At 37.8% G+C, this 22002-nt stretch carries 18 protein-coding genes and 1 pseudogene; 5 read left to right on the top strand and 14 right to left on the bottom strand.

Annotated features, from left to right (window positions below):
• Positions 1-4: 4 nt before the first annotated feature.
• Together opp3C and opp3b are read right to left on the bottom strand one after the other, a co-directional pair.
• On the bottom strand, positions 5-1057 hold the full coding sequence (opp3C, locus tag LG377_RS02930) for an oligopeptide ABC transporter permease (RefSeq protein WP_225743221.1): 1053 nt from the start codon (positions 1055-1057) through the stop codon (positions 5-7).
• A gap of 1 nt (position 1058) precedes the next feature.
• Positions 1059-2003, bottom strand: coding sequence for an oligopeptide ABC transporter permease (gene opp3b / locus LG377_RS02925; protein WP_225743220.1), 945 nt, complete (start codon positions 2001-2003; stop codon positions 1059-1061).
• A 271-nt stretch (positions 2004-2274) separates the two neighbouring features.
• Between opp3b and LG377_RS02920 the strand changes: the two genes are divergently transcribed.
• A complete protein-coding gene (locus LG377_RS02920) occupies positions 2275-2649 on the top strand; it encodes a DUF3899 domain-containing protein (RefSeq protein ID WP_225743219.1) in 375 nt (124 codons plus the stop codon).
• A gap of 114 nt (positions 2650-2763) precedes the next feature.
• On the opposite strand, the gene LG377_RS02915 is transcribed toward LG377_RS02920, so the two are convergent.
• Positions 2764-4443 carry a peptide ABC transporter substrate-binding protein gene (locus LG377_RS02915; RefSeq protein ID WP_225743218.1) on the bottom strand — a complete coding sequence of 560 codons (1680 nt, stop codon included), beginning with the start codon at positions 4441-4443 and terminating at the stop codon, positions 2764-2766.
• 304 nt (positions 4444-4747) lie between these two features.
• Here LG377_RS02915 and LG377_RS02910 point away from each other — a divergent pair, with 304 nt between their 5' ends.
• Both LG377_RS02910 and LG377_RS02905 read left to right on the top strand, forming a co-directional pair.
• Positions 4748-5938 (top strand): glycine C-acetyltransferase, encoded by a 1191-nt coding sequence (locus LG377_RS02910; RefSeq protein ID WP_225743217.1) that lies wholly within the window; start codon positions 4748-4750, stop codon positions 5936-5938.
• A gap of 125 nt (positions 5939-6063) precedes the next feature.
• Positions 6064-7017 (top strand): L-threonine 3-dehydrogenase, encoded by a 954-nt coding sequence (locus tag LG377_RS02905; RefSeq protein ID WP_225744615.1) that lies wholly within the window; start codon positions 6064-6066, stop codon positions 7015-7017.
• A gap of 66 nt (positions 7018-7083) precedes the next feature.
• Here the strand turns inward: LG377_RS02905 and rpiA are convergent, their stop codons facing one another.
• The 11 genes and pseudogenes from rpiA to LG377_RS02850 form a co-directional block, all read right to left on the bottom strand.
• A complete protein-coding gene (gene rpiA, locus LG377_RS02900) occupies positions 7084-7764 on the bottom strand; it encodes a ribose-5-phosphate isomerase RpiA (protein ID WP_225743216.1) in 681 nt (226 codons plus the stop codon).
• A gap of 92 nt (positions 7765-7856) precedes the next feature.
• The gene (locus LG377_RS02895; protein WP_225743215.1) at positions 7857-8927 is read right to left on the bottom strand and encodes a PotD/PotF family extracellular solute-binding protein; all 1071 of its coding nucleotides are present in this window, start codon (positions 8925-8927) and stop codon (positions 7857-7859) included.
• Positions 8927-9772, bottom strand: coding sequence for an ABC transporter permease (locus LG377_RS02890; RefSeq protein ID WP_225743214.1), 846 nt, complete (start codon positions 9770-9772; stop codon positions 8927-8929). The genes LG377_RS02895 and LG377_RS02890 overlap by 1 nt, the downstream gene beginning before the upstream one ends.
• Positions 9769-10581 carry an ABC transporter permease gene (locus LG377_RS02885; protein ID WP_225743213.1) on the bottom strand — a complete coding sequence of 271 codons (813 nt, stop codon included), beginning with the start codon at positions 10579-10581 and terminating at the stop codon, positions 9769-9771. The genes LG377_RS02890 and LG377_RS02885 overlap by 4 nt, the downstream gene beginning before the upstream one ends.
• Positions 10571-11668: an ABC transporter ATP-binding protein gene (locus LG377_RS02880; protein WP_225744614.1), complete on the bottom strand. Its 1098-nt coding sequence runs from the start codon at positions 11666-11668 to the stop codon at positions 10571-10573. The genes LG377_RS02885 and LG377_RS02880 overlap by 11 nt, the downstream gene beginning before the upstream one ends.
• Before the next feature lie 240 nt (positions 11669-11908).
• A complete protein-coding gene (locus LG377_RS02875; protein WP_225743212.1) occupies positions 11909-12823 on the bottom strand; it encodes a Gfo/Idh/MocA family protein in 915 nt (304 codons plus the stop codon).
• Between the two features lie 188 nt (positions 12824-13011).
• A pseudogene (murB, locus tag LG377_RS02870) lies at positions 13012-13935 on the bottom strand (UDP-N-acetylmuramate dehydrogenase); the annotation flags it as partial.
• Positions 13936-14360: 425 nt separating this feature from the next.
• Positions 14361-15008 (bottom strand): carbonic anhydrase, encoded by a 648-nt coding sequence (locus LG377_RS02865; RefSeq protein ID WP_225743211.1) that lies wholly within the window; start codon positions 15006-15008, stop codon positions 14361-14363.
• A 112-nt stretch (positions 15009-15120) separates the two neighbouring features.
• A complete protein-coding gene (locus LG377_RS02860) occupies positions 15121-15579 on the bottom strand; it encodes a GNAT family N-acetyltransferase (RefSeq protein WP_225743210.1) in 459 nt (152 codons plus the stop codon).
• 192 nt (positions 15580-15771) lie between these two features.
• Positions 15772-16758 carry an aldo/keto reductase gene (locus tag LG377_RS02855; RefSeq protein WP_225743209.1) on the bottom strand — a complete coding sequence of 329 codons (987 nt, stop codon included), beginning with the start codon at positions 16756-16758 and terminating at the stop codon, positions 15772-15774.
• A gap of 192 nt (positions 16759-16950) precedes the next feature.
• Positions 16951-18552 carry a SulP family inorganic anion transporter gene (locus tag LG377_RS02850; protein ID WP_225743208.1) on the bottom strand — a complete coding sequence of 534 codons (1602 nt, stop codon included), beginning with the start codon at positions 18550-18552 and terminating at the stop codon, positions 16951-16953.
• 201 nt (positions 18553-18753) lie between these two features.
• Between LG377_RS02850 and LG377_RS02845 the strand changes: the two genes are divergently transcribed.
• Complete coding sequence (locus tag LG377_RS02845) at positions 18754-19047, top strand: helix-turn-helix domain-containing protein (protein ID WP_225743207.1); 294 nt, start codon at positions 18754-18756, stop codon at positions 19045-19047.
• A gap of 234 nt (positions 19048-19281) precedes the next feature.
• The gene (locus tag LG377_RS02840) at positions 19282-21918 is read left to right on the top strand and encodes a cation-translocating P-type ATPase (RefSeq protein ID WP_225743206.1); all 2637 of its coding nucleotides are present in this window, start codon (positions 19282-19284) and stop codon (positions 21916-21918) included.
• Positions 21919-22002: the final 84 nt, after the last annotated feature.

Here is a 22002-nt window from a genome sequence, read left to right as displayed (position 1 = left end):
CTCGCTAATCTTTCATTTTTGGATCAAAAGCATCTCGTAGTCCATCGGCCAATAAGTTAAACGAAATCATCAAGAGGCATAAAACACCGGCTGGATACCACATAATATGCGGTAAGAACTGGAATGTTTTATATCCATCATTGATCAACGTACCTAATGATGCAAATGGAGCAGGCATACCGATACCAATAAAGCTCAAGAACGCTTCAAAGAATATCGCAGATGGAATAGAGAACATCGTTTGAATAATGATGACACCTGATAAGTTTGAAATTAAATGTTTCAAAGCAATTTTAATAGAAGACTCGCCTAATGTTTGAGCAGCCAAGATGTATTCTTGGTTTTTCAATTTCAGCGTCTGTGCCCGTACGATACGAGCCATTGGAATCCATCCAGTTATCGCAAGTGCAATAATGATTGCCTGGATACCAGGTTCCAATACTAATAGTGTTAAAATAACGACCACTAAGTTTGGAACACCAGATAAGATTTCTAAAATTCTTTGCATGACGTTATCGATCCTTCCGCCTTTCCAGCCGGAAACTAGACCATAGACGACTCCAAAGGTCAGATCAAAGAAGGCTGCCGCAAAAGCGATAATCAAGGAAACACGAGTCCCATATAAAATACGAGAAAGTAAGTCACGTCCTAGACTGTCTGTTCCTAAAATAAAGTAGGTTCCTTCTTCAGCGCCTACTTGAGCATATTTATCAAAACGTTCTCCACCACCGGCTGTAGTTGTTCCGTTTAATCCGTTAATATCAATACCCGGAATTTTCGGTGGTAAACTTGTTTGTCCGCTATATTGATCATATGGGCTATGTGGTGAGATCAGTGGTGCCGAAAAAGCTAGTATCATAATGACAAGTAGTATGCCTAAACTGATAACTGCTGCTTTGTTTTTCTTTAATCTTCTCCAAGAATCTTGAAGAAAGCTCAACGATGGTGCACTGATTTTTTCATTATCTTCTGTACTCGCTCCGCTGGCTTTTTCAAACATATCAGGAGAAAATTTAGTTTTCTCATTTATTGTTGCATTGTTATCATGAGTTTCCATATTAATTTCCTCCTTCAGATGATACACGAATTCGAGGATCAACGATACCATACATAATATCTACTAATAGAATGATTAATACTAACATAGCAGAGTAAAGAATCGTTACACCCATAATAGTCGGATAATCATTTGATAAGATTGACTTAACAAATTGCTCTCCAATACCAGGGATTGCATAAATATTTTCGACTACCATTGAACCGGTCATTAAAGCAACTGCCATGGGCCCTAAAATAGTAAGCAATGGAATCAAGGCATTTCTAACTCCATGTTTGAAGGCAACTATCCAACGGCTAAGACCTTTTGCTCTGGCAAGTTCAATATAATCACTGCTGAGTACATCAACCATTTCTGTACGAATAAAACGAGCAGAATCTGCCAATGGTCCAATTGCTAAAGCGAGTGTTGGTAGCACAGAGGATTCAAATCCACCGTTCCAAAGCGCAATTGGGAACCAGCCCAATTTAACGGCAAATATGAGTTGTAATAATACAGCGAATACGAAGTTTGGAATTGATCGACCAAGAATGGCCACAAAAGTTGCCGATGTATCAATCCACGTATTTTGTTTCATTGCTGAAATCACTCCAAGAATGATTCCAAAGAATGTCCCTAATACAACTGCTTGAAATCCTAATTGAAGAGAAGGACCAACTCGAGTGGATAAGAGTTTTGTGACAGGCGTATTATCGTATTGAAAAGATGTTCCTAAGTCTCCTGTAACAAGTCCGCCCATGTAAATACCATATTGGACAACAGTCGGTTCGTTTAATCCATATTGTTCATTCATAATTTCAATTTGCTGATCAGATAATTTTTCTTGATTTGTATAGGGTGTTCCGGGCAGCAACTTGCTTAGAAAGAACGTAATCGATGCAATTAGAAATAAAGTTACAAACATGTAAAATACACGTTTTCCTAAATATTTCAAATAATGATTCATCGATTTTACACCTCCAGTTTTATTTTTTATTAATTTTAAAAAAATGCACAATATATAGAATAGGCTCTCCACGCACTGATTGCAAATTTTTTTGTTATTATGTGACTATTAAACGGTTCCTATTAGAAATCTGTAAGGAGTTATTTCATTCTCTTGTCATTTCCGTTTAATTTTCCCCACTCGCCTATTTACTCTGATTCTCTTATTGAGGTTTTTCACCATATAAGGTACAGTATTGAATAGACTTTTTAAAACTTTAGGAGAATCTAATATGCGCATAAAATTAAATTTAGTAAGCTTTACTAGTGCCGTTATTTTGTTGATTTTTATTCTCGAATGGTTCCTTTATGGAGAAATCAGTTTCCTTCAAACAACTAACTTGTTCTTTTACCCCGCAGGATTATTTCTAATCCTTGGCGTGTTTGGTTTAGTCATTCGTTCAGGATCTTTTGACTTTTTCCATTATAGCGTGAATAGAGCCACTCGCCTGTTTCGTAAATCAAGTTCAATAGATGACGAAGAGAAACCAATCTCTCACTTGTCTAGTCAATTCGGTAAAGGATACGCCGTTTTACTCAAAATCGGTCTGATTTTGTTGAGTATCTCTCTACTATCTTTAGTAGGATTTTATTTGTTTGAACAATAAAATACGTATAAAAATGATGGTGCTTTTTATGCATAATTATATTATAGGGCTTAAAAAAAGAGTGGATATCCACTCTTTTTTTGTAGCCTTTAATCTTAGATGCTTTTCGAAAGATTATTTACCTTCGATATAAGCCCATTTGTATGAGTAATCCGCACCTGTTAGGTGATGAACTAGGTCTTGAACGTAATCTTTTTCAAGAACTGCATACGCACGTTGATAAATTGGTGCGATACCAGCAGAGTCTAGTAAGATTTGTTCCGCTTCTAGCATAGCTTCCCAACGGCCTTCTAAATCACTTGCATCGTTTTGTGCTCTTTCAATTAAAGCATCGTATTCAGGGTTACTGAATCCAGATTTGTTGTTTCCGTTTTCTGTTTCAAACAATTCCAAGAAGTTGATTGGATCAGCATAATCTGCTCCCCATCCAGCTAGTTGAATATCGTAATCTTGTTTTGAGTTAGCATCCAGACGAACTTTGAATGGTACGTTTCTCAAGTTGATTGTTAAGTTTGGTAAGTTTGATTGTAATTGTGATTGCATGAATTCTAATGAACGTTTAGAGTTTTCAGTGTCATCTCCAAGCATTTCAAGTGTTAGTGAATCTACACCTAATTCATCAAGACCTGTTTCAAAATACTCAACAGCTTGTTCAGCGTCGAAAGAAAGCAAATCTCCATTTTCAGCACGGAAATCTTCGTTAGAAGCTGGTCCAACTGCTAATTCGGCAGGTACTAAACCATTTGCTGGAAGAGATCCATTTTGTAAAACTGTATCAGAGAAGCTTTGTTTGTCGAATGCCATTGCAATAGCTTTACGGATGTTTTCATTTGCTAATGGTGTTTCTTCTCCATTACGTTCTTGGTTGAACTTGAAGTAGAATACAGAAGACGTCGCTTGTGATAGTAAATCAGGAGCACCTTGTTTTGTTTGAACATACTCTCCAGTAAGGATCATACGGTCTGCTTCACCGGCATTGTATAAGTTCAATGCTGTTGAAGTTTCTTTAACGGCATCTACATCGATACGATCAAGTTTTACAACATCTGCATCCCAGTAATCTTCATTTTTCTCTAATGACCAGCTAAGCCCAGCGCCATCCCAGTCAGTTAACTCAAATGGTCCGTTATAAAGAATCGTATCACTGTTTGTTGCGTAGTCATTTCCTTGTTCAGTTACATATTCTTCGTTAAGTGGGAAGAACATTGATAGTGTCAATAGATCTTTAAAGTAAGGAACTGGTTTTGCTAGTTCAACTACAAAAGTTGTTTCATCTTCAGCAGTAGCACCAAGTTCTGAAGGATCCATTTCTCCAGTAAGGATTTCTGAAGCGTTTGTTACAACCCCATCGATCATGTATGCATATTCTGCTGCTGTTTCAGGATTTGCTAGACGTTGCCAAGCATAGACAAAGTCATTTGCTGTTACGGGTTCGCCGTTTGACCAAGTTGCATCTTCTCTGATTTTAAATGTATATGTTAAGCCATCTTCGCTTACAGTTGGCTCTTCTGCTGCCATACCTAATTGTAGGTCATTTTCAGGTCCTTGACGATAAAGGCCTTCGTTTACGTTATTCAGTACGTTATTACTTACTGAGTCTGTAGAAGTAGTAGAATCCATTGAAGGGATTTCAGCTGTTTCAATCAAATGTAGAACTTGCTCATCGTTTGATCCTTCTGATCCTTCTGAACTTGATTCTCCGGCAGAGTCGTTTCCACCATTACCACAAGCTGCTAATAATAAAGCACTTGTTAATGTTAATCCTAGAGTACGTGCTAGTTTGCTGTTCTTCATCTGTTGTTTCCTCCCAAAATATATAACTAATTTGAATAATAAATTATAATTTAGATTACTTGGAATACTTTATCAGCTTTCTATCATAATTACAACAGGTTATTTTAATTTTTACATTTCTCTCTCACTATTTTGATATTTTTAAGAAATTGTTCATTTTTTGTTCGTTTAAATCGACTTCACTCTTTCATTCCTTTCAAACGCCTTGTATTACATGTTATAATAAAAAGGTGTGATAGACCGCTGTTTTGCTTATCTAATAGCGGTTCTATCTGTAATGAGCAACTATATAGGGAGAGATTAGATGACTAGTAAAACATTGAACCAATTTTTGGAAAGTAATCTAAACGAATTGAAAGAAATGGGATTATATAATGAAATCGATACGCTAGAAGGTCCAAATGGAGCAGAAATTACGGTCAGAGGAAAGCAACTGATCAATATGTCTTCAAACAATTACCTTGGGTTTTCTAATGATGAACGATTGAAAGCAAAAGCGAACGCCGCTACTGATCAATATGGCGTAGGGGCAGGTGCAGTTCGTTCAATTAATGGGACACAAAGTATTCATGATGAACTTGAAGCTAAAATTGCTGATTTCAAGCAGACCGAAGCAGCTGTTGCTTTCCAGTCAGGTTTTAACTGTAACATGGGAGCTATTTCAGCAGTTATGAACAAAAAAGATGCGATTTTATCGGATGAATTAAATCACGCTTCTATTATTGATGGTTGTCGTTTGTCTGGTGCTAAAGTGATTCGAGTCAAACACCAAGATATGGAAGACTTACGTGCTAAAGCAAAAGAAGCTACTGAAAGTGGCCAATATGATAAAGTGATGTATATTACGGACGGTGTCTTCTCAATGGATGGAGATGTAGCCAACTTACCGGATATTGTCAAAATCGCTGAAGAATTTGATTTAATCACTTATGTAGATGATGCTCACGGTTCAGGTGTTATGGGCAAAGGTGCCGGAACAGTTAAGCATTTCGGACTACAAGACAAAATCGATTTCCAGATGGGCACACTTTCTAAAGCTGTTGGTGTTGTTGGTGGTTACGTGGCAGGAACTCAGAATTTGATCGACTGGCTAAAAGTACGTGCCCGTCCGTTCTTATTTTCTACTTCACTAACACCTGGTGCTGCAGCTGCCTGTATTGAAGCAATCGATATCATGTCTGCTTCAACAACAGAACACGACCGTCTATGGGAAAATGGTCGTTACCTGAAAGCTGGACTGGATGCATTAGGCTTCAACATCGGAAATTCTGAAACACCAATCACCCCTTGTATTATTGGTGATGAAAAACTGACTCAGACATTTTCAAAACGATTAACAGAAGAAGGCGTTTATGCTAAATCTATCGTCTTCCCTACTGTTCCAAGAGGTACTGGACGTGTTAGAAATATGCCAAGCTCGGCACATACTAAAGAGCAGTTAGATAAAGTCCTTTCGATTTATGAAAAAGTCGGAAACGAATTAAACGTTATATAAGTCTTTTATAAAAAGCAGTTAACTAGAGTGAGTTCCTATTAAGAGTATTTGAGCGTATAACTCAGTCCACTGCTTTTTCTTTTGGAGTAAACGATATGATTGAATCATTACTGGAGGAAAGAAACTTGGAAACCATCTTAATTACTGGCGCACTGGGACAGATCGGAACTGCTCTGACAGCTCGCTTGAGAGAGAAATTTGGAGTAAATCACGTTATCGCAACAGATATTCAAAGACCAGAAAACTCTACTGTTGTCGAAAATGGCATTTTCGAATATCTAGATGTAACGGATCAATTAGCTATAGAGCAATTAGTCGAAAAATATCAAATTGATACAATTATTCATCTAGCAGCTTTGCTGTCTGCGGTAGCGGAAGAAAAGCCTCAGTTAGCCTGGGAATTGAATATGGGTGGATTAATGAACGCACTAGAAGTAGCGCGTATTCATGATTTGAAATTCTTCACGCCTAGTTCAATCGGTGCTTTTGGACCTCAAACCCCTAAAGTACAGACACCACAAGTAACCTTACAACGTCCAACGACTATGTATGGGGTAACGAAGGTAAGTGGAGAATTGCTTTGTGATTATTACTTCCAGAAATTCGGAGTAGATACGAGAAGCGTCCGTTTCCCTGGACTCATTTCTTACGAAGCACTACCAGGTGGTGGAACGACTGATTATGCAGTAGATATTTACTACGAAGCATTGAAAAAACAAGCCTACACCTCTTTTATCGACAAAGGTACCTATATGGATATGATGTACATGCCGGATGCGGTAGACGCTATTATTCGTCTAATGGAAGTACCTTCAGAGAACCTCATTCACCGTAACGCATTCAACGTTAGTGCAATGAGTGTATGTCCAGAAGACTTTGAAAAAGCGATTCGAGCTCATATACCAGAGTTTACTCTAGATTTTGAAGTCGATCCCATTCGTCAGACGATTGCGGAGTCATGGCCGAATTCAATCGATACGATACAAGCTCGTAAAGAATGGAATTTCAGCCCTGAATATTCTCTTGAAAGAATGACAGCAGATATGCTAGAAAAACTAAAAGAAAAATCACTATCTTAACTTTTTTTTTATTTTAATAAAACGATCAGATTCTACTATATCTAGTAGAGTCTGATCGTTTTAATTTTATCCTCTATCAACTTGTTCTACAATTGCACCTTCTTGTGTCCCTACGATGATCGTGTCGACACAATTCAAAAACAATCCATGCTCCACTACACCTGTTAAAGAATCCAACCAAGTCGCTAATGATTCAGGATCCTTAATGATTTCCATATGAAGATCAATAATCAAGTTACCTGAATCCGTGACTAATTTTTCACCTTCTTCGTCTAGTCTCCAAGAAGGTTTGTAGCCTTTTTGATCAAACTTCTTGAACAATTGTCCAGAACCAAAATGAACCACTTCTACTGGTAATGGAAAAGCACCAAGCTCTTCTACTAGTTTGCTTTCATCTACGATCCAGATATTTTTATCTGAAAGGTTGGCCACTGTTTTTTCAAATAAGTGAGCCGCTCCGCCACCTTTAATGCCTTGATAAGTATTTGAAATTTCATCTGCTCCATCAATGGTTATATCAATTTTTTCAACATCATCTATACTTTTTAACGGAATATTCAAATCAGCTGCTTGCGCTGTTGTTCGAATAGATGTCGTTACACCAACGATGTTTAATCCTTCTTCGTTCACTCTTTTACCAAGGGCTTCTACCATGTAATAAGCCGTTGATCCTGTTCCAAGACCAACCGTCATGCCGTCTTCAATAAATTCTGCCGCTTTATATCCTACTAACTTTTTTAGATTCATACCCATTTCCCTTCCAGATATAGTTTATGTACCGCTATCATTTTCAACTGTATTGTAACATAAAAAGGAGCTGCATCAGCAGCTCCTTTTTATTATCTAAGCATTTTGAATTCCAGGAACAAGTCATTATATTTTTCAATGTATTCAGGTCCAAGATTTTCGTACACTTCTAATTTTTCAATGGTTTCAGCAGATGGATAAAATTGCTCGTCTTCCGTTGTTTCTTCCGGAAGCAAATCCATGGCTGCTTTATTTGGCGTACTGTACCCAATATAATCAGCATTCTGAGCAGCAACTTCTGGCTGCAACATAAAATTAATAAAGGCATAAGCCGCTTCTGTATTTTGCGCTGTCTTAGGAATCACCATATTGTCAAACCATAAGTTGGATCCTTCTTCAGGTAGAATGTAATGTAACGATTCATTTTCCCACATCATATCAGCCGCTTCTCCAGAAAACGTCACCGCAACGGGCGCTTCTTCTTGAATCATATACATTTTGATTTCATCTGCAACTAACGCCTTAGCATTTGGCGCAAGACCACGAAGCAATTCAAAGGCTTCATTCAATTCTTCATCATTTTTCGAATTCAATGAATAACCTTGAGTCTGTAAGCCAATTCCAATAACTTCTCGCGCCCCGTCAATAAACAAAATACTTTCTCTGAATTCAGGATTCCATAAATCACTCCAAGAAGTAATATCTTCTTCATCCACCATTTGTTCATTATAAACAATCCCCAAAGTTCCCCAGAAGTAAGGAATTGAAAACTGATTATTAGGATCGAATGGCTGATTGAGAAATTCTGAATCAATATTTTCTAAACCAGTAATTTTGGAATGGTCCATTGGTAAAACGAGATCTTCTTCAATCATTCTTTCGATCATATATTCACTTGGAATCGTCAGGTCATACGCTGTTCCGCCTTGCTGAACTTTTGTATACATCGACTCATTGGAGTCAAAGGTTTCATAAACCACTCGGTAACCCGATTCTTCTTCAAACTGTTCAAGCAATTCTGGATCGATATAATCTCCCCAGTTAAAGATATTTAGCGTATCTGCTCCACTTGCACCTTGGGAATGTTCGATGAAAAAACTACCCAAATAGAGTATGCCCGTTATCCCCAATACAGCTAAAGCTAATTGAATTAACTGTTTCATTAAGGTGTCACCGCCTTCTGATGATTCGTTGGATCGATATCGGTTAGTTTACGTTTGCGGTTACGCTGTTGCTGTTGCTGTTGAACAAAGTAGTATCCACTGACTAGTCCTAGAGCAACGATGAATAGAATCGTACTCAATGCGTTGATCTCTAGACTGATTCCTTGTCGAGCTCTTGAATAAATTTCAACAGACAAAGTTGCAAAGCCATTTCCGGTTACAAAAAACGTAACAGCGAAATCATCGATAGAATAAGTGAAAGCCATAAAATATCCAGCAAGTATGCCTGGTTTAATGCTCGGAATAATGACACTTTTCAGCACTTGCCAGTTGTTTGCTCCTAGATCTTTTGCTGCAGTAATCATATTTGTATTCATTTCCTGCAATTTAGGTAAGACCATTAAAACAACAATTGGAATACTGAATGCGATATGTGAAAACAATACAGAATAAAACCCTAAGCGAAAACCAGCCATCGTAAATAAAAGCAAGAAACTTGCGCCAATAATAACATCCGGTGACACAAGTAGAACGTTATTCAGACCAAGTATGGTCGACTGTGTTCTTCTTTGTCTAACAAAAAAGATTCCAATCGCCCCTAAAGTACCGATAATGGTTGCCAGCAAGGAAGAGAGCAAAGCGACTCTGAATGTATCTAGCACAATACGAATTAGTCTCGTATCTCCCGCTAACGCTTCATAATGTTCCGTTGTAAACCCCGTAAATTCATTCATTGTTCCCGCTTGGTTGAAAGAATAATATATCAAATATAAAATTGGAACATATAACAAAACAAAGATAAAAATTAGATACATATTTGCCCAACTAAATTTAGACTTGATCATGATTTACGGACTCCTTTCTTACGTCCTGAAGTAAGGACCATCGTTAGAATCATCAATACGATCAGAACAATCCCAATCGTTGATCCCATCCCCCAGTTTTGTGTCACTAAGAAGTGTTGTTCAATTGCTGTACCTAAAGTAATCACCCGGTTTCCACCAATCAACCTAGTCAGCATAAATAGTGAAAGAGACGGGATAAAGACAACTTGTATTCCACTTCGGACACCTGAGAGGGATAACGGGAAAATAACGTTTTTAAAGGTTTCCCAAGTATTCGCTCCAAGATCTCTACTTGCATGAATCACAGAAGGATGAATCTCTTCAATCGCATTATAGATTGGTAGTAGCATAAAAGGAATCTCAATATAGGTAGCCACTAGAAGAAAACTAGCATTCGTAAACAACAGTTGCTGACGTCCTACCCCTATCCAGTCAAAGAACGTATTCGCACTCCCTTGTTGACTCAGTAAGCCAATAAAAGCATAGGCCTTTAATAATACATTGATCCAAGTCGGTAAAATCAATAAGAGCATCCATAAATCTTTTCGTCTTGTTTGTGTTAAAAAATAGGCTGTCGGGTAACTGATGCAAAGCGTGATTAAGGTAATAATAAATGCATAGAGAAAAGATTGTGCCGTCATTTTAAGATAAGTTGTTGAAGTAAAGTAAGTGACAAAATTCGAAATCGTAAAGGTTCCATTCAAACCAATAAATGACTGATAAATAAGTAAGCCTACTGGGATAAATACAAACAATGCTATCCAGATAAAATAAGGAAAAAAGAGCCATTTATTCTGTTTAGAGGTCATAATTCAGCTCCACTCCTTTTTCACTTTCGATCGCTTCTTGTACGCTCGTCCCGTTATTTACGGCGTAATCTGCTAAACGCTGGTTGAACGCTTCTTCTGTCTCTCCTAATCTCATAATATGGATATCTCTAGGCTCAAATGCCAAACCAATTTCGTCTCCAACCTCTGCTTTACGAGTCGTATGAACCATCCATTCGTTTCCTTCTGGATCTTCTCCGATGATTTCATAGTGTACACCTCTAAATAGCTGAGACTGAACGATCACTTTGAGATTTCCAAGAGCTGGTCTTGTAACCACAAGGTCTTCTGGTCTAATCACAATTTCAATTTCTTCGTTTTCTGGCATCCCACCGTCAACACAATCAAAAACTTTCCCAGCGAATTCTACTTTATAGTCTTGAATCATCTTACCGGCAACAATATTGCTTTCACCAATAAAATCAGCTACATAATTATTAAGTGGTTCATCATAGATATCAATTGGTGTACCACTTTGAACAATTTCGCCTTCTTTCATGACAAAGATTTTGTCACTCATAGCCAATGCTTCTTCTTGATCATGCGTCACAAAAATAAAGGTAATGCCTAGTCGTTGCTGCAGTTCTCTTAATTCATACTGCATCTCTGTTCTTAATTTTAAATCTAGAGCAGACAACGGTTCATCTAAAAGTAAAATCTCTGGTTCGTTTACAAGGGCTCTTGCAATGGCTACCCGCTGGCGTTGTCCGCCTGACATTTCAGAGATTTCTCTCGTCTCAAAACCAGTCAATCTAACGGATCTTAATGCTTCCGTTACTTTTTCTTTTATCTGACTTTTAGGCAGTTTTTTGATTTTCAATCCAAACGCTACATTGTCAAACACATTCATATGAGGAAATAGAGCATAATCCTGAAAAACAGTATTTACTTTACGTTTATCTGGAGGCAATTCATTCACTTTTTTACCATCCAATACAATCGAACCTGAAGTCGCTTGAGTGAAGCCAGCAATCAAATTCAAGATAGTAGATTTACCGCACCCTGATGGACCCAGCAAGGTATAAAATTTTCCTTTTTCTAAATCGAATGAAACACCTTTTAGTATCATACTTTCATCATATTGTTTTTGAACATCTTTAAACGAAATAATAGTCTTTTCCGTCACAGTCTTACACTCCCCTTACATCTTTTCTCAATTCAATTGAAACCTATTTTATTATAGCTTGCCCTATCATAAGTTCAATCTTTTACGATTTCATGATACTTTCCTACTTCTTTTTGGATGAAAAACGACCGTTCAAAATGAACGATCGCAATTCTATCTATTCTGTAGTTCTTTTACTTTATCTTATAAATTGGCATTTCTTAAAATCGTTTCGCAAACTTCATGACTAACTAAAGAAGACTCAAGCGATACTGGATTTTCTCCATTCGTACGAACGGCTTCAAGAAAAGCTTCGATCATAGAAGAAAATCCTCTTTTATAAAGGGTGTGATCCCAGTCACCAAAAGATCTGCTGACTGTTTTTTCTTCATCATATCTTGTCCACTCTGAAAGATTTTCTACTCGCGCTGTTTGCGTTGGACTTTGAACTTCCATCGTTTCCAGTCTAGCGCCTGACTCAGCGTTTATCGAGACCATAATATGCGTGGAATCAGTTTCCAGAATGACCCATGCACGCTTAAAGAAATCATCTGACCCTACAAGGCCTGAATTGATCATTCTTACAGGCTCATCAATCATATGGAGTGCTGTATCTACAGGATGAATCATCATGTCGTAGATTCTATATCTAGAAGAGTGTTTTGTATAATTCCCTTGGTTCTTCTGGAAGTAAACCATATTTTTATCTTCAATTGCTTTGAGTTCTTTTACTCTTGGAGCAAATCTTCTATTAAATCCAGCTGTTAATAGCACATTTGCTTTACGAGAACGTTCAATCAATGCTTTTGTTTCTTCAAGATCTGCACTGATTGGTTTATCGACGAATACATGTATGCCATTATCAATCATTTTTTCAATAATCTCAGCATGAGTTGGTGTGGGTGTATGGATAAATACGGCATCCAAACCTATGTCGAGTAAATCTTCCCAACTTGTATGTAACTGTTCTGCAGGAATTCGGTATTTTTCACCTATTTCCTTTAGCTTGTCTTGATTTCTAGTAGAAAGATGCCACTCCACAGTTTGGTGCTCTGTCATCATAACTGGTAAATAAGCTTTTTGAGCGATGGTGCCTAATCCGATTACCCCAATTTTCATCTATAATTCCTCCAAATCCATTTAGTACATATGGAAATCTTTTTTGATAAAAAGTGTACACCTAAGACTATACCGTATGTTCAGTCTTAAGTGTACACTCGCTGCTATATTTCGTCTACAAAACCTACAGATTGCTCCGTACCGATTTTTTGTTTAAATTGATCTGTAGCTTTTTGAATCAATTTTTTTGCTTTCTCTTTGTTACTTTTCACTGGGTCTTCTCCAATGATTCGAACTTCAGTTTCAAGTTGCACATCATTTTTCTCTAAAATCACTTCTTTGATGTGGTCAATCAACTCAATATAATCTGTCGCTGTTGCATGATTGATGTTTACAATGAAGCCCGCATGTTTAGTCGAAATTTGTGCTCCGCCCCACTTCAATCCTTGTAGACCCGCTTCTTGAATCAGCTTTCCAGTAAAATAACCCGTTGGTCTTTTGAAAACAGATCCACAGGACGGATATTCTAGAGGCTGTCTTGTCGTACGCAGAATAGTTAATTCATCCATACGCTCTTTGATCGCATCTTGGTCGCCTTCTTCTAACTGGAAACTAACGTCTATAACAATGTCTCCCGTCTTCTGAATTAAACTGTTACGATAAACAAATGCCATATCTTCATTACTAACTTCTTTAATTTCTCCCGTCAAGCTCAGTAACGTGACACTTTTAATAACATCTTTTACTTCTCCATCATACGCTCCAGCGTTCATGTAAACGGCTCCGCCAATACTACCTGGAATACCGCAAGCAAATTCCAATCCTGTTAAGCTTGCATGATAGGCTTTTTTACTGACTTCAATCATTGCGGCTCCAGCTTGAGCTATAACCTGGTCTTTTTCTACAGTAATTTGATCCATTTCTGTCAAAATCATTGTAACGCCTCTGATTCCGCCGTCTCTTACAATCAAGTTACTCGCGTTTCCTAAAATCGTCAAAGGCCATCGTTTCTCATTGATGTAAGAAATCATTGCAGCGATTTCTTCTTTTCTTTTAGGGAAAACCAGTACATCAGCTGGTCCTCCAGTTTCGGTATACGTAAATTGCGCTAACGGTTCGTCGGTCTTTATGATTGATTCTTTGAATAATTCCTTGAATTCTTTAATATCCATGGTATCTAAATGTTCCTTTCAATTTTCATCTATTCAATTCTGGTAGGCTGCTTAACGTATAAATAAAGATACATCAATGCAAAATCATACTTATTCTAACACGAATACAATAAGAGTAGTAGACTCAATTCGAAATCTCTCTATTCAGTTCAGCTCTATTATACACTAGCATAATTCGAGCAGATTTCCCCGTGGAAAGACTTTTTGGAGCCCATAACTTATTGTTTTGACTTTCTCATGCTATCAGATATGATTGTGACAAATATTTGAAAGGAGTCACCCATGAAGCTGATCTCTTAGAATGTTAATGGAGTATGTGCAATGACGAAAAAAGATTTCAAGTTGCTTTGTAAAAGTATTGCACACTAAAAAATCTGACCTCAGTATAGAACTAAGGTCAGACTTTTTTTATTCACTGAATAGGGTTATTCTTGTTCGTTTTGATATTTTTCTGACTCGTGGAATGCATCAGTAGCTTCATCATAAACCAGTACACTACCCGTTTTGATATCGTAATGCCAGCCTTCTATTCCTAACTCGCCATTTTCTATTTTTTGTTTTATCCAGGGATAGGTTTTTAGATGCTCAACCTGTTCGATGATGTTCAAAAGTTCCATTAATCGCGCTTTAGCGTTATCATCTTCATGAGCATGATTCTTTTCGATTTTTTCTTTTACACTTTCTAAGGGTTCTAGGTACTTCTGAGTGAATGGAAGGTGATCTAGCTTCTCTCGTCCTCCGAGTGCTGCAGCACACCCACCGCAATTTGAATGTCCACAGACAATGATTTCTTTTACCCCTAGTACTTCTACTGCAAACTCAACAGAAGATACTGTTGTTAGATCTCGCTGGCTTAATTCGTAAGTTGGAATGGTATTTGCAATATTACGAATCATAAAAACTTCACCCGGTTCACTATCGATCAGTCTTTCCGGATCCACTCGAGAGTCAGAGCAGGCAATAAATAATGTGTGCGGATTTTGAGCCTGTCCAAGTTCCTGATAAAGTTGTTCGTACTTTTTGTATGTCACATCTTTGAAATTGGTCAGTCCTTTTTTTAAGCGTGCAAGCATAATTCTTCCTCCATTAAATCAATTCTCGGCTTCAATTGTACCATAAGTAGTATATTCCAATAAACTATGATTTTATCTGGATAGTCTAAAAGCGCTTTTCACTAGTATAGTACTACTGAACTAACTGTTTTTTAAGTGTAACACAGGGTACGCCGTCTTCTAAATATTCTTCTGAGCATTTTTTATATCCAAGTTTCTCATAAAAAGCGGCGGCTGTCAGTTCACCGTGGATAATTGATTGTTTAATCCCACGTTCTAGGCTTTCTTTCTCTAGTTCTTCGATAATTTGTTGTCCAAGTCCACGATTTCGATAGTCTTTTAGTACAGCGATTCTTCCAGGACGAATCGTTTCAACATCTATCTGTGTATAACGACCGGTGGCAACTGCTTTATTTCCATCGTAAATCACAGCGTAATTGGTTTTATCATGATCGTCCATATCAAACTCTTCTGTCAAACCTATACCGCATTCCAAGACAAATACCTGCATACGGACATAAAAAGCAGCTGCTTGGTGCCATTTCTCACTTCCAAAGTGTCTATTCACAGCTTCTCCCTCTCTTCTATTCACAGATTCACTCATTCAATTAAACTGGAAGTATGCTTTAAGTCATTATCTAAAGGCGTTTAGCTTTTTTACATTAGACTCACAATTCATTTTATCTTTATACTAAAATAGCAGACATCTAGTCTCTTTCACAAGAGGTTTGATGTCTGCTAACCTTATTTAATCAGTTGTTTAGAGAAAATTAGATCTTTTGTCTTACCAAGCATAAGCTTCTGGAGCACGTCCACCCGGTCCTGGGAAAATTCTATCCAATTCTTTCATTGTATCTTCTGAAAGATTGATTTCAACGGCTCTAAGTGCTTGCTCTAATTGTTCCATTGTTCTTGGACCAATAATTGGTGCTGTCACCGCAGGATTTGCTAAAAGCCATGCCAATGCGACATTTGGTTCAGATTCCCCAAGTTCTTCGCATAGCTTAGCGTAATCTTCTAATTGACTGCGTTCGTGGTCAGTTAGCTTAGCTGCGCGACTTTCACTTCTTGAACCTGGCTCTGGATCGAGCATCTTACCACTAAGCATTCCACCCTCTAGCGGGCTCCACGGAATGATGCCAATACCCAAATCTCCTGCAGCTGGAAGTACTTCTAATTCCGGTAGTCTACAAAGCAGATTATACTTGTGCTGTTCGGATACTAGTCCAAGGAATTGTCTTTTCTCAGCTGCCGCTTGAGCTAGGGCAAGATGATAGCCTGCAAAGTTACTGGATCCAATATAATAAGCTTTTCCTTGATTGACAATTGACTCGAATACACCCCATATTTCTTCCCACGGTGCGTGGCGTTCAATATGATGCATCTGATACAGTTCTACATGATCGGTTTGTAGTCGTTTCAAAGATTCTTCCAGATGACGACGGATTTTATAAGCAGAGAGCCCACTTCCTTGATTTGGACCATCGGCTTCATTTTCCATCCCACCATAAACTTTTGTTGCTAGAACAACTTTTTCACGTCGTCCGCCACCTTGTGCGAACCAACGACCAATAATCTCTTCTGTTTGTCCTCTTTGACCTTTACCACCATATACATTTGCTGTATCAAAGAAGTTAATGCCTGCTTCCAATGCTCTATCCATGATGGCAAAAGCATCCTCTTCACTTGTATATGAACCAAAATTCATTGTTCCTAAACAAATCTTGCTTACTTTTAGTCCTGTTCGTCCTAGATAACTGTATTCCATCATTCATTTCCTCCTCATAACTTTTAAGTAGTACAGAACCGTTAATTAATTTAAGTGATAACACGCCATAACAGTCAAACTTTATCACTATTCAGTTAGTACTACAACGAATTTGAATCCGTTATCATTTAATTTCAACAGTAAAAAAAGACTCTCAAGTCTGCTTATAAAAACAGTCTTGAGAGTCTTTTCAATTTATACGTATGGATATTCGATGATTTCATCTTCACCTTCGTCAATAATGACAGAAGTAAAGGCATTTGCATTGTGGAACATTCGTTTACATTCATCACTTAATCTGACAATCTTGAATGTCTTACCTGATTCTTCATATCGTTTGGTAACGGAGCTGATCGCTTCTACTGCAGAATAATCTGTTACTTTTGCGTATTTTAAATCCAAGATCACTTCATCTGGGTCACTCTCTACATCAAATAACTCTTTGAAATTCAGGACTGAACCAAAGAACAGCGTTCCATTGATTTTGTATGTTTTCGAACCATTATCAGATTCTTCTACATTGGCATAAATCACTTTCCCTTTTTCCCATGCGAAAATCAATGCTGAAACAACCACTCCAGTAATAACAGCTGTTGCAAGGTCTGCAAAGATTGTGATTGCTGATACAATAATGACAACTAAAATATCTTGCATAGGTACTTTCCCTTTATAGCGTAAACTTTCCCATTTAAAGGTCCCAACAACCACCATAAACATAACCCCAACTAGACCAGTTAGTGGAATCGCATTGATAAATGCTGAGCCAAACATGATGAAAAACATTAGAGCAGAGGCCGCAACGAGTCCAGATAAACGATGACGTCCACCAGATTTGATATTAATGATCGACTGACCAATCATTGCATCTCCTCCCATGCCGCCAAAGAAACCGTTGACTGTATTCGCAAGTCCTTGTGCAATAATCTCCTTGTTTGTTCTACCTCGAGTATTAGTCATTTCATCAATTACTTGAAGGGTCAATACCGCTTCAGTTAATCCGACAAGCCCACCTATAAAGGCATACGGCGTAATGATTCTAAGCGTTTCAAAGTTTAACGGAACTTGAGGAATATGGAATCCTGGTAGTCCACCAACAATTTCCATTCCAGCAAAGTCTTGTACATTTCTGAGGTGCATCCCGAAACTCCCAAGCCCAACAGCGATTAAAGTCATTACAACGATAGCAATTAGACTAGACGGAATCACTTTAGTGAATTTAGGAATGATGTGAATCATAGCCATAATAAATAGTACAAAGCCAATCATAACTGCCAGATCTGTCCACGGCATCCAGACAGATTGTGTAACCATATTCCCATTTACTTCTACTACTTGATTGATTTTGAACTGATCCAATTGTGCTATAAAAATTAGGATCGATAATCCATTCAAAAAGCCAAGCATTACTGGATAAGGGATGATTCTAGCATATTTCCCTAATTTTAATAATCCGATGATTATTTGTATAACACCCATGAGGACAACCATTGCAAAAAGGTATTCTAGTCCATGAGTTGCGACCAATGAAGCGATGACCACTGCAATTGCAGCCGTAGAGGAACTGATCATACCAGGTCTTCCTGTAAAAATTGCTGCCACTAATCCAATCATAAAGGCTGTTTGTAAACTAAGAATTGGACTAACACCCGCTACAAATGTAAAAGCGATGGATTCAGGTATTAACGCTAACGCTACTGTTAACCCTGACAGTACGTCTCCTCTAATTGCGCCTTTATTGTCTTTCAATAATTGCATCGGTCGAAACTTCTCCTGTTTCGGCTGTTTTTTATCTCTCATTTTATTCTCTCCTTCTTTAACCTGCCTCTATCGGCAGTCACAATTAAATATATTAACACATAAATCATATATTACAATATAAAGTTTACCTATAAGTTAATTTATATACTATAAAGTGTTTTCGTTTTGAAATTTTTCTTTTTTTTAGCCTTTTTACATGCTATGATACTTGAGTAATAAAATAATTATTGAGGTGCCGTTATGGAATTTGGTCCTAAAATCAAAGCTTTAAGAATCGCTACAGGAATGACCGCTAAAGAACTTGCACAGAAAATCGACATTTCTCCTTCTTTTATTTCTGCGATTGAACATAATTCAACAAAATTATCTTTAAAAACACTTTCTCATATATGTGATGCGTTAGATGTCACCTTATCTGAATTCTTTAATGATGAAGCCAGTCCTATTGAAAAAAGATTGACCACAGTTATTCAGTCTTTACCTGAAGAAAAACAATACGATCTTCTCAAATTTTTGGATGGTTTGAATTGGTAAAGATTAGAAATAATTTTCTTGCAATTCTTTCATTACTTTTATATAATGAATCCGACAACAAAATAGGCTTACGGGAGTAACTTGCAGCGAAAGCTGTTACAGTGCCACCAACCGTAGATACTTGTTTATCTGCTGGTGCTGTATTAAATAGTGAGACGTATGCGGAGCTTTTGCCTCCGTATACGTCTCTTTTTTTCTATTGAAAGTTCCTTCATCTTAGAAAGGATGGAAAAAATGCAACATTATCAGCAGAATACCGAGGAAGTTTTATCTTCACTCAATACTACAGGAGATGGATTAACCTCCTCAGAAGTACAAAAGAGGCAAGAAGAAAAGGGATTCAATGAGCTAGAACAAAAAGACCGTCAGTCTACCTTATCTTTATTTTTAGAAAGCTTTAAAGATCCAATGGTTATTGTTCTTTTAATTGTAGCTGTCGTTCAAGTTTTATTAGGCGAGACCGTTGAGTCTATCATCATATTCGCTGTACTTGTGATCAATTCCATCCTCAGTGTCGTACAAACGAGAAAAGCGGAAGATTCGCTGGCATCCCTTAGAAATATGGCTGCTCCAACCGCAACGGTTATTCGAAACAACAGTACGCAAAGTATACCTGCTAGAGAACTGGTTGTTGGAGATATTATCGTATTAGAAGCTGGAAATAATATACCAGCCGATGGACGCTTGCTTGAAGCAGAGTCTTTACAAGTTGAAGAAGGTGCTCTAACAGGAGAATCTGTTCCTTCCGATAAGAATGCGATAACAATACCAGAAGAGACTGGATTAGCTGATCGACTCAATATGGTTTATAGCGGAACACTTGTAACGTATGGACGAGCAAAATACGTCGTTACTGGAATCGGAACAGAAACTGAAATGGGTAAAGTAGCTAAATTGATCCAAAATGCAACCTCTAAGCAAACCCCACTTCAACGTAAATTAGAAGTGTTCAGTAAAAAATTAGGATTTGTGATTCTTGGTTTGTCTATTCTGATTTTCGGAATACAAGCTGCGCGTATCTTTTTAGGTGGAACACAGGATATCCAGATTCCATTACTAAATGCCTTTATGTTTGCGGTCGCGGTTGCGGTTGCTGCAATTCCAGAAGCTTTGCAATCAATCGTAACGATTGTATTATCCGTTGGAACCAACAAAATGGCTAAACGTCACGCCATCATTCGTAAACTACCAGCCGTTGAAACATTGGGCTCTACTAGTGTTATCTGTACGGATAAGACCGGAACATTGACACAAAACAAAATGACAGTCGTTGATACATTCTTGGCTGGCCAATCAGAAAAAGCTTATACTAATCAACCAGATCAATGGTCTTTTGACGAAAATCGCCTGATGCAGATCGCCGTTCTTGCAAATGATTCTTCCATTAATGAAAAAGGAGAATCAAGTGGCGATCCTACTGAGATTGCGTTAATCGATCACAGTAATAAACAAGGATTACCTTTTTCAACGCTACGCTCCACTTATCCTAGAATAGCAGAGTTGCCTTTTGACTCTACTCGTAAACTGATGTCTACTCTTCACGACATTGACGGCGAGCAGATGATTCTGACTAAAGGTGGACCCGATGTTCTCTTCAAACGTTGTTCTAAAATCTTGATCGATGGAAACGTTGAAGAATTGACAGAAACGCATTTAAAACAATTATACGACAAAAATGAACATTTCTCTGACCAGGCAATGCGTGTTCTGGCATTTGCTTACAAACCAGTAACTAAGTCTGAGCTAGATTTAGATGATGAGAATGATTTGATTTTTGTAGGATTACTTGCAATGATTGATCCTCCAAGAGAAGAAGTTTACGATGCCATTAAAGAGGCTGCCGAAGCTGGTATTCGTACAATTATGATTACAGGTGATCATAAAACAACGGCGCGTGCAATCGCAAGAGACTTAAATATTTTCACAGAAGATGACATTGCTTTAACCGGACAAGAACTAGATGCCCTTTCTGAAGAAGAATTGATGGAAAAACTTGAGCACATTACTGTATATGCCCGAGTTACGCCAGAAAATAAAATCCGTATCGTTGAAGCTTGGCAGAATAAAGACCAGATCACTGCCATGACCGGTGATGGTGTGAATGATGCTCCAGCATTGAAACAAGCAGATATCGGGGTCGCTATGGGTAGCGGGACAGACGTTTCAAAAGACGCCGCTGCTATGATCTTGACGGATGATAATTTTGTATCCATCGTAAGTGCCGTTTCAGTAGGTAGAAATGTTTATAGTAATATCAAAAAAGCGATCGCTTATCTATTTTCAGGTAACTTGGGTGCTGTTACTGCGATTATTGCTGCACTACTCATGAACTGGGTGAATCCATTCACTGCCTTACAGTTACTATTTATCAACTTGGTCAATGATTCTATCCCTGCAATTGCGCTAGGAATGGAACCAGGTGAACCGCATATTATGAAACAAAAACCAAGAGATCCTAACGAAGGTATCTTCTCTGGTCAGACATTACAGTCTGTAATCTTTAGAGGATTGACCATTGGTGTAGCTGTTATTATTTCTCAGTATATCGGTTTAGGATATTCTAATGAAATTAGTGTGGCTATGGCCTTTACAACCTTGATTCTTGCTAGAACACTACAGGTCTTCCCTGCTCGTTCGAATTCTCAAACCGTTTTCCAAGCAGGATTCTTTACAAATAAATATGTTGTCGGTGCATTTGCCGTATGTATGATGTTATATGGCATCACTATTTTGCCGATTGTCCGCCCAATTTTTGATATACCAGCAGAATTTGGACTAGAACATTGGGGAATCGCTGCTGGACTAGCACTTGCTACAACAGCTATTCTAGAAATTAGAAAGCTTGTCTTCCCTTCGAAATTAGCAGATTAAATTAAATATCTTATACCAAAAAGAGATCAGGAGAAATATTCCTGATCTCTTTTTGGTATACTTGATAAGCGTACATGTTATTTA

The sequence above is a fragment of the Marinilactibacillus sp. Marseille-P9653 genome, assembly GCF_916618885.1.
Taxonomy (GTDB): domain Bacteria; phylum Bacillota; class Bacilli; order Lactobacillales; family Carnobacteriaceae_A; genus Marinilactibacillus.
Note: the sequence above shows the minus strand (reverse complement) of the source record. Positions and strands in the feature narration are given on the sequence as shown.

Bases quoted from the DNA above. Each gene is read 5' to 3' on its own strand.
- LG377_RS02850 (WP_225743208.1), bottom strand. From the start codon at position 18,552: ATGAGAGATAAAAAACAGCCGAAACAGGAGAAGTTTCGACCGATGCAA.
- LG377_RS02895 (WP_225743215.1), bottom strand. From the start codon at position 8,927: ATGAAACAGTTAATTCAATTAGCTTTAGCTGTATTGGGGATAACGGGC.
- LG377_RS02915 (WP_225743218.1), bottom strand. From the start codon at position 4,443: ATGAAGAACAGCAAACTAGCACGTACTCTAGGATTAACATTAACAAGT.
- opp3C (WP_225743221.1), bottom strand. From the start codon at position 1,057: ATGGAAACTCATGATAACAATGCAACAATAAATGAGAAAACTAAATTT.
- LG377_RS02880 (WP_225744614.1), bottom strand. From the start codon at position 11,668: ATGATACTAAAAGGTGTTTCATTCGATTTAGAAAAAGGAAAATTTTAT.
- LG377_RS02840 (WP_225743206.1), top strand. From the start codon at position 19,282: ATGCAACATTATCAGCAGAATACCGAGGAAGTTTTATCTTCACTCAAT.
- opp3b (WP_225743220.1), bottom strand. From the start codon at position 2,003: ATGAATCATTATTTGAAATATTTAGGAAAACGTGTATTTTACATGTTT.
- LG377_RS02845 (WP_225743207.1), top strand. From the start codon at position 18,754: ATGGAATTTGGTCCTAAAATCAAAGCTTTAAGAATCGCTACAGGAATG.
- LG377_RS02885 (WP_225743213.1), bottom strand. From the start codon at position 10,581: ATGACCTCTAAACAGAATAAATGGCTCTTTTTTCCTTATTTTATCTGG.
- LG377_RS02920 (WP_225743219.1), top strand. From the start codon at position 2,275: ATGCGCATAAAATTAAATTTAGTAAGCTTTACTAGTGCCGTTATTTTG.
- rpiA (WP_225743216.1), bottom strand. From the start codon at position 7,764: ATGAATCTAAAAAAGTTAGTAGGATATAAAGCGGCAGAATTTATTGAA.
- LG377_RS02875 (WP_225743212.1), bottom strand. From the start codon at position 12,823: ATGAAAATTGGGGTAATCGGATTAGGCACCATCGCTCAAAAAGCTTAT.
- LG377_RS02865 (WP_225743211.1), bottom strand. From the start codon at position 15,008: ATGCTTGCACGCTTAAAAAAAGGACTGACCAATTTCAAAGATGTGACA.
- LG377_RS02910 (WP_225743217.1), top strand. From the start codon at position 4,748: ATGACTAGTAAAACATTGAACCAATTTTTGGAAAGTAATCTAAACGAA.
- LG377_RS02855 (WP_225743209.1), bottom strand. From the start codon at position 16,758: ATGATGGAATACAGTTATCTAGGACGAACAGGACTAAAAGTAAGCAAG.
- LG377_RS02890 (WP_225743214.1), bottom strand. From the start codon at position 9,772: ATGATCAAGTCTAAATTTAGTTGGGCAAATATGTATCTAATTTTTATC.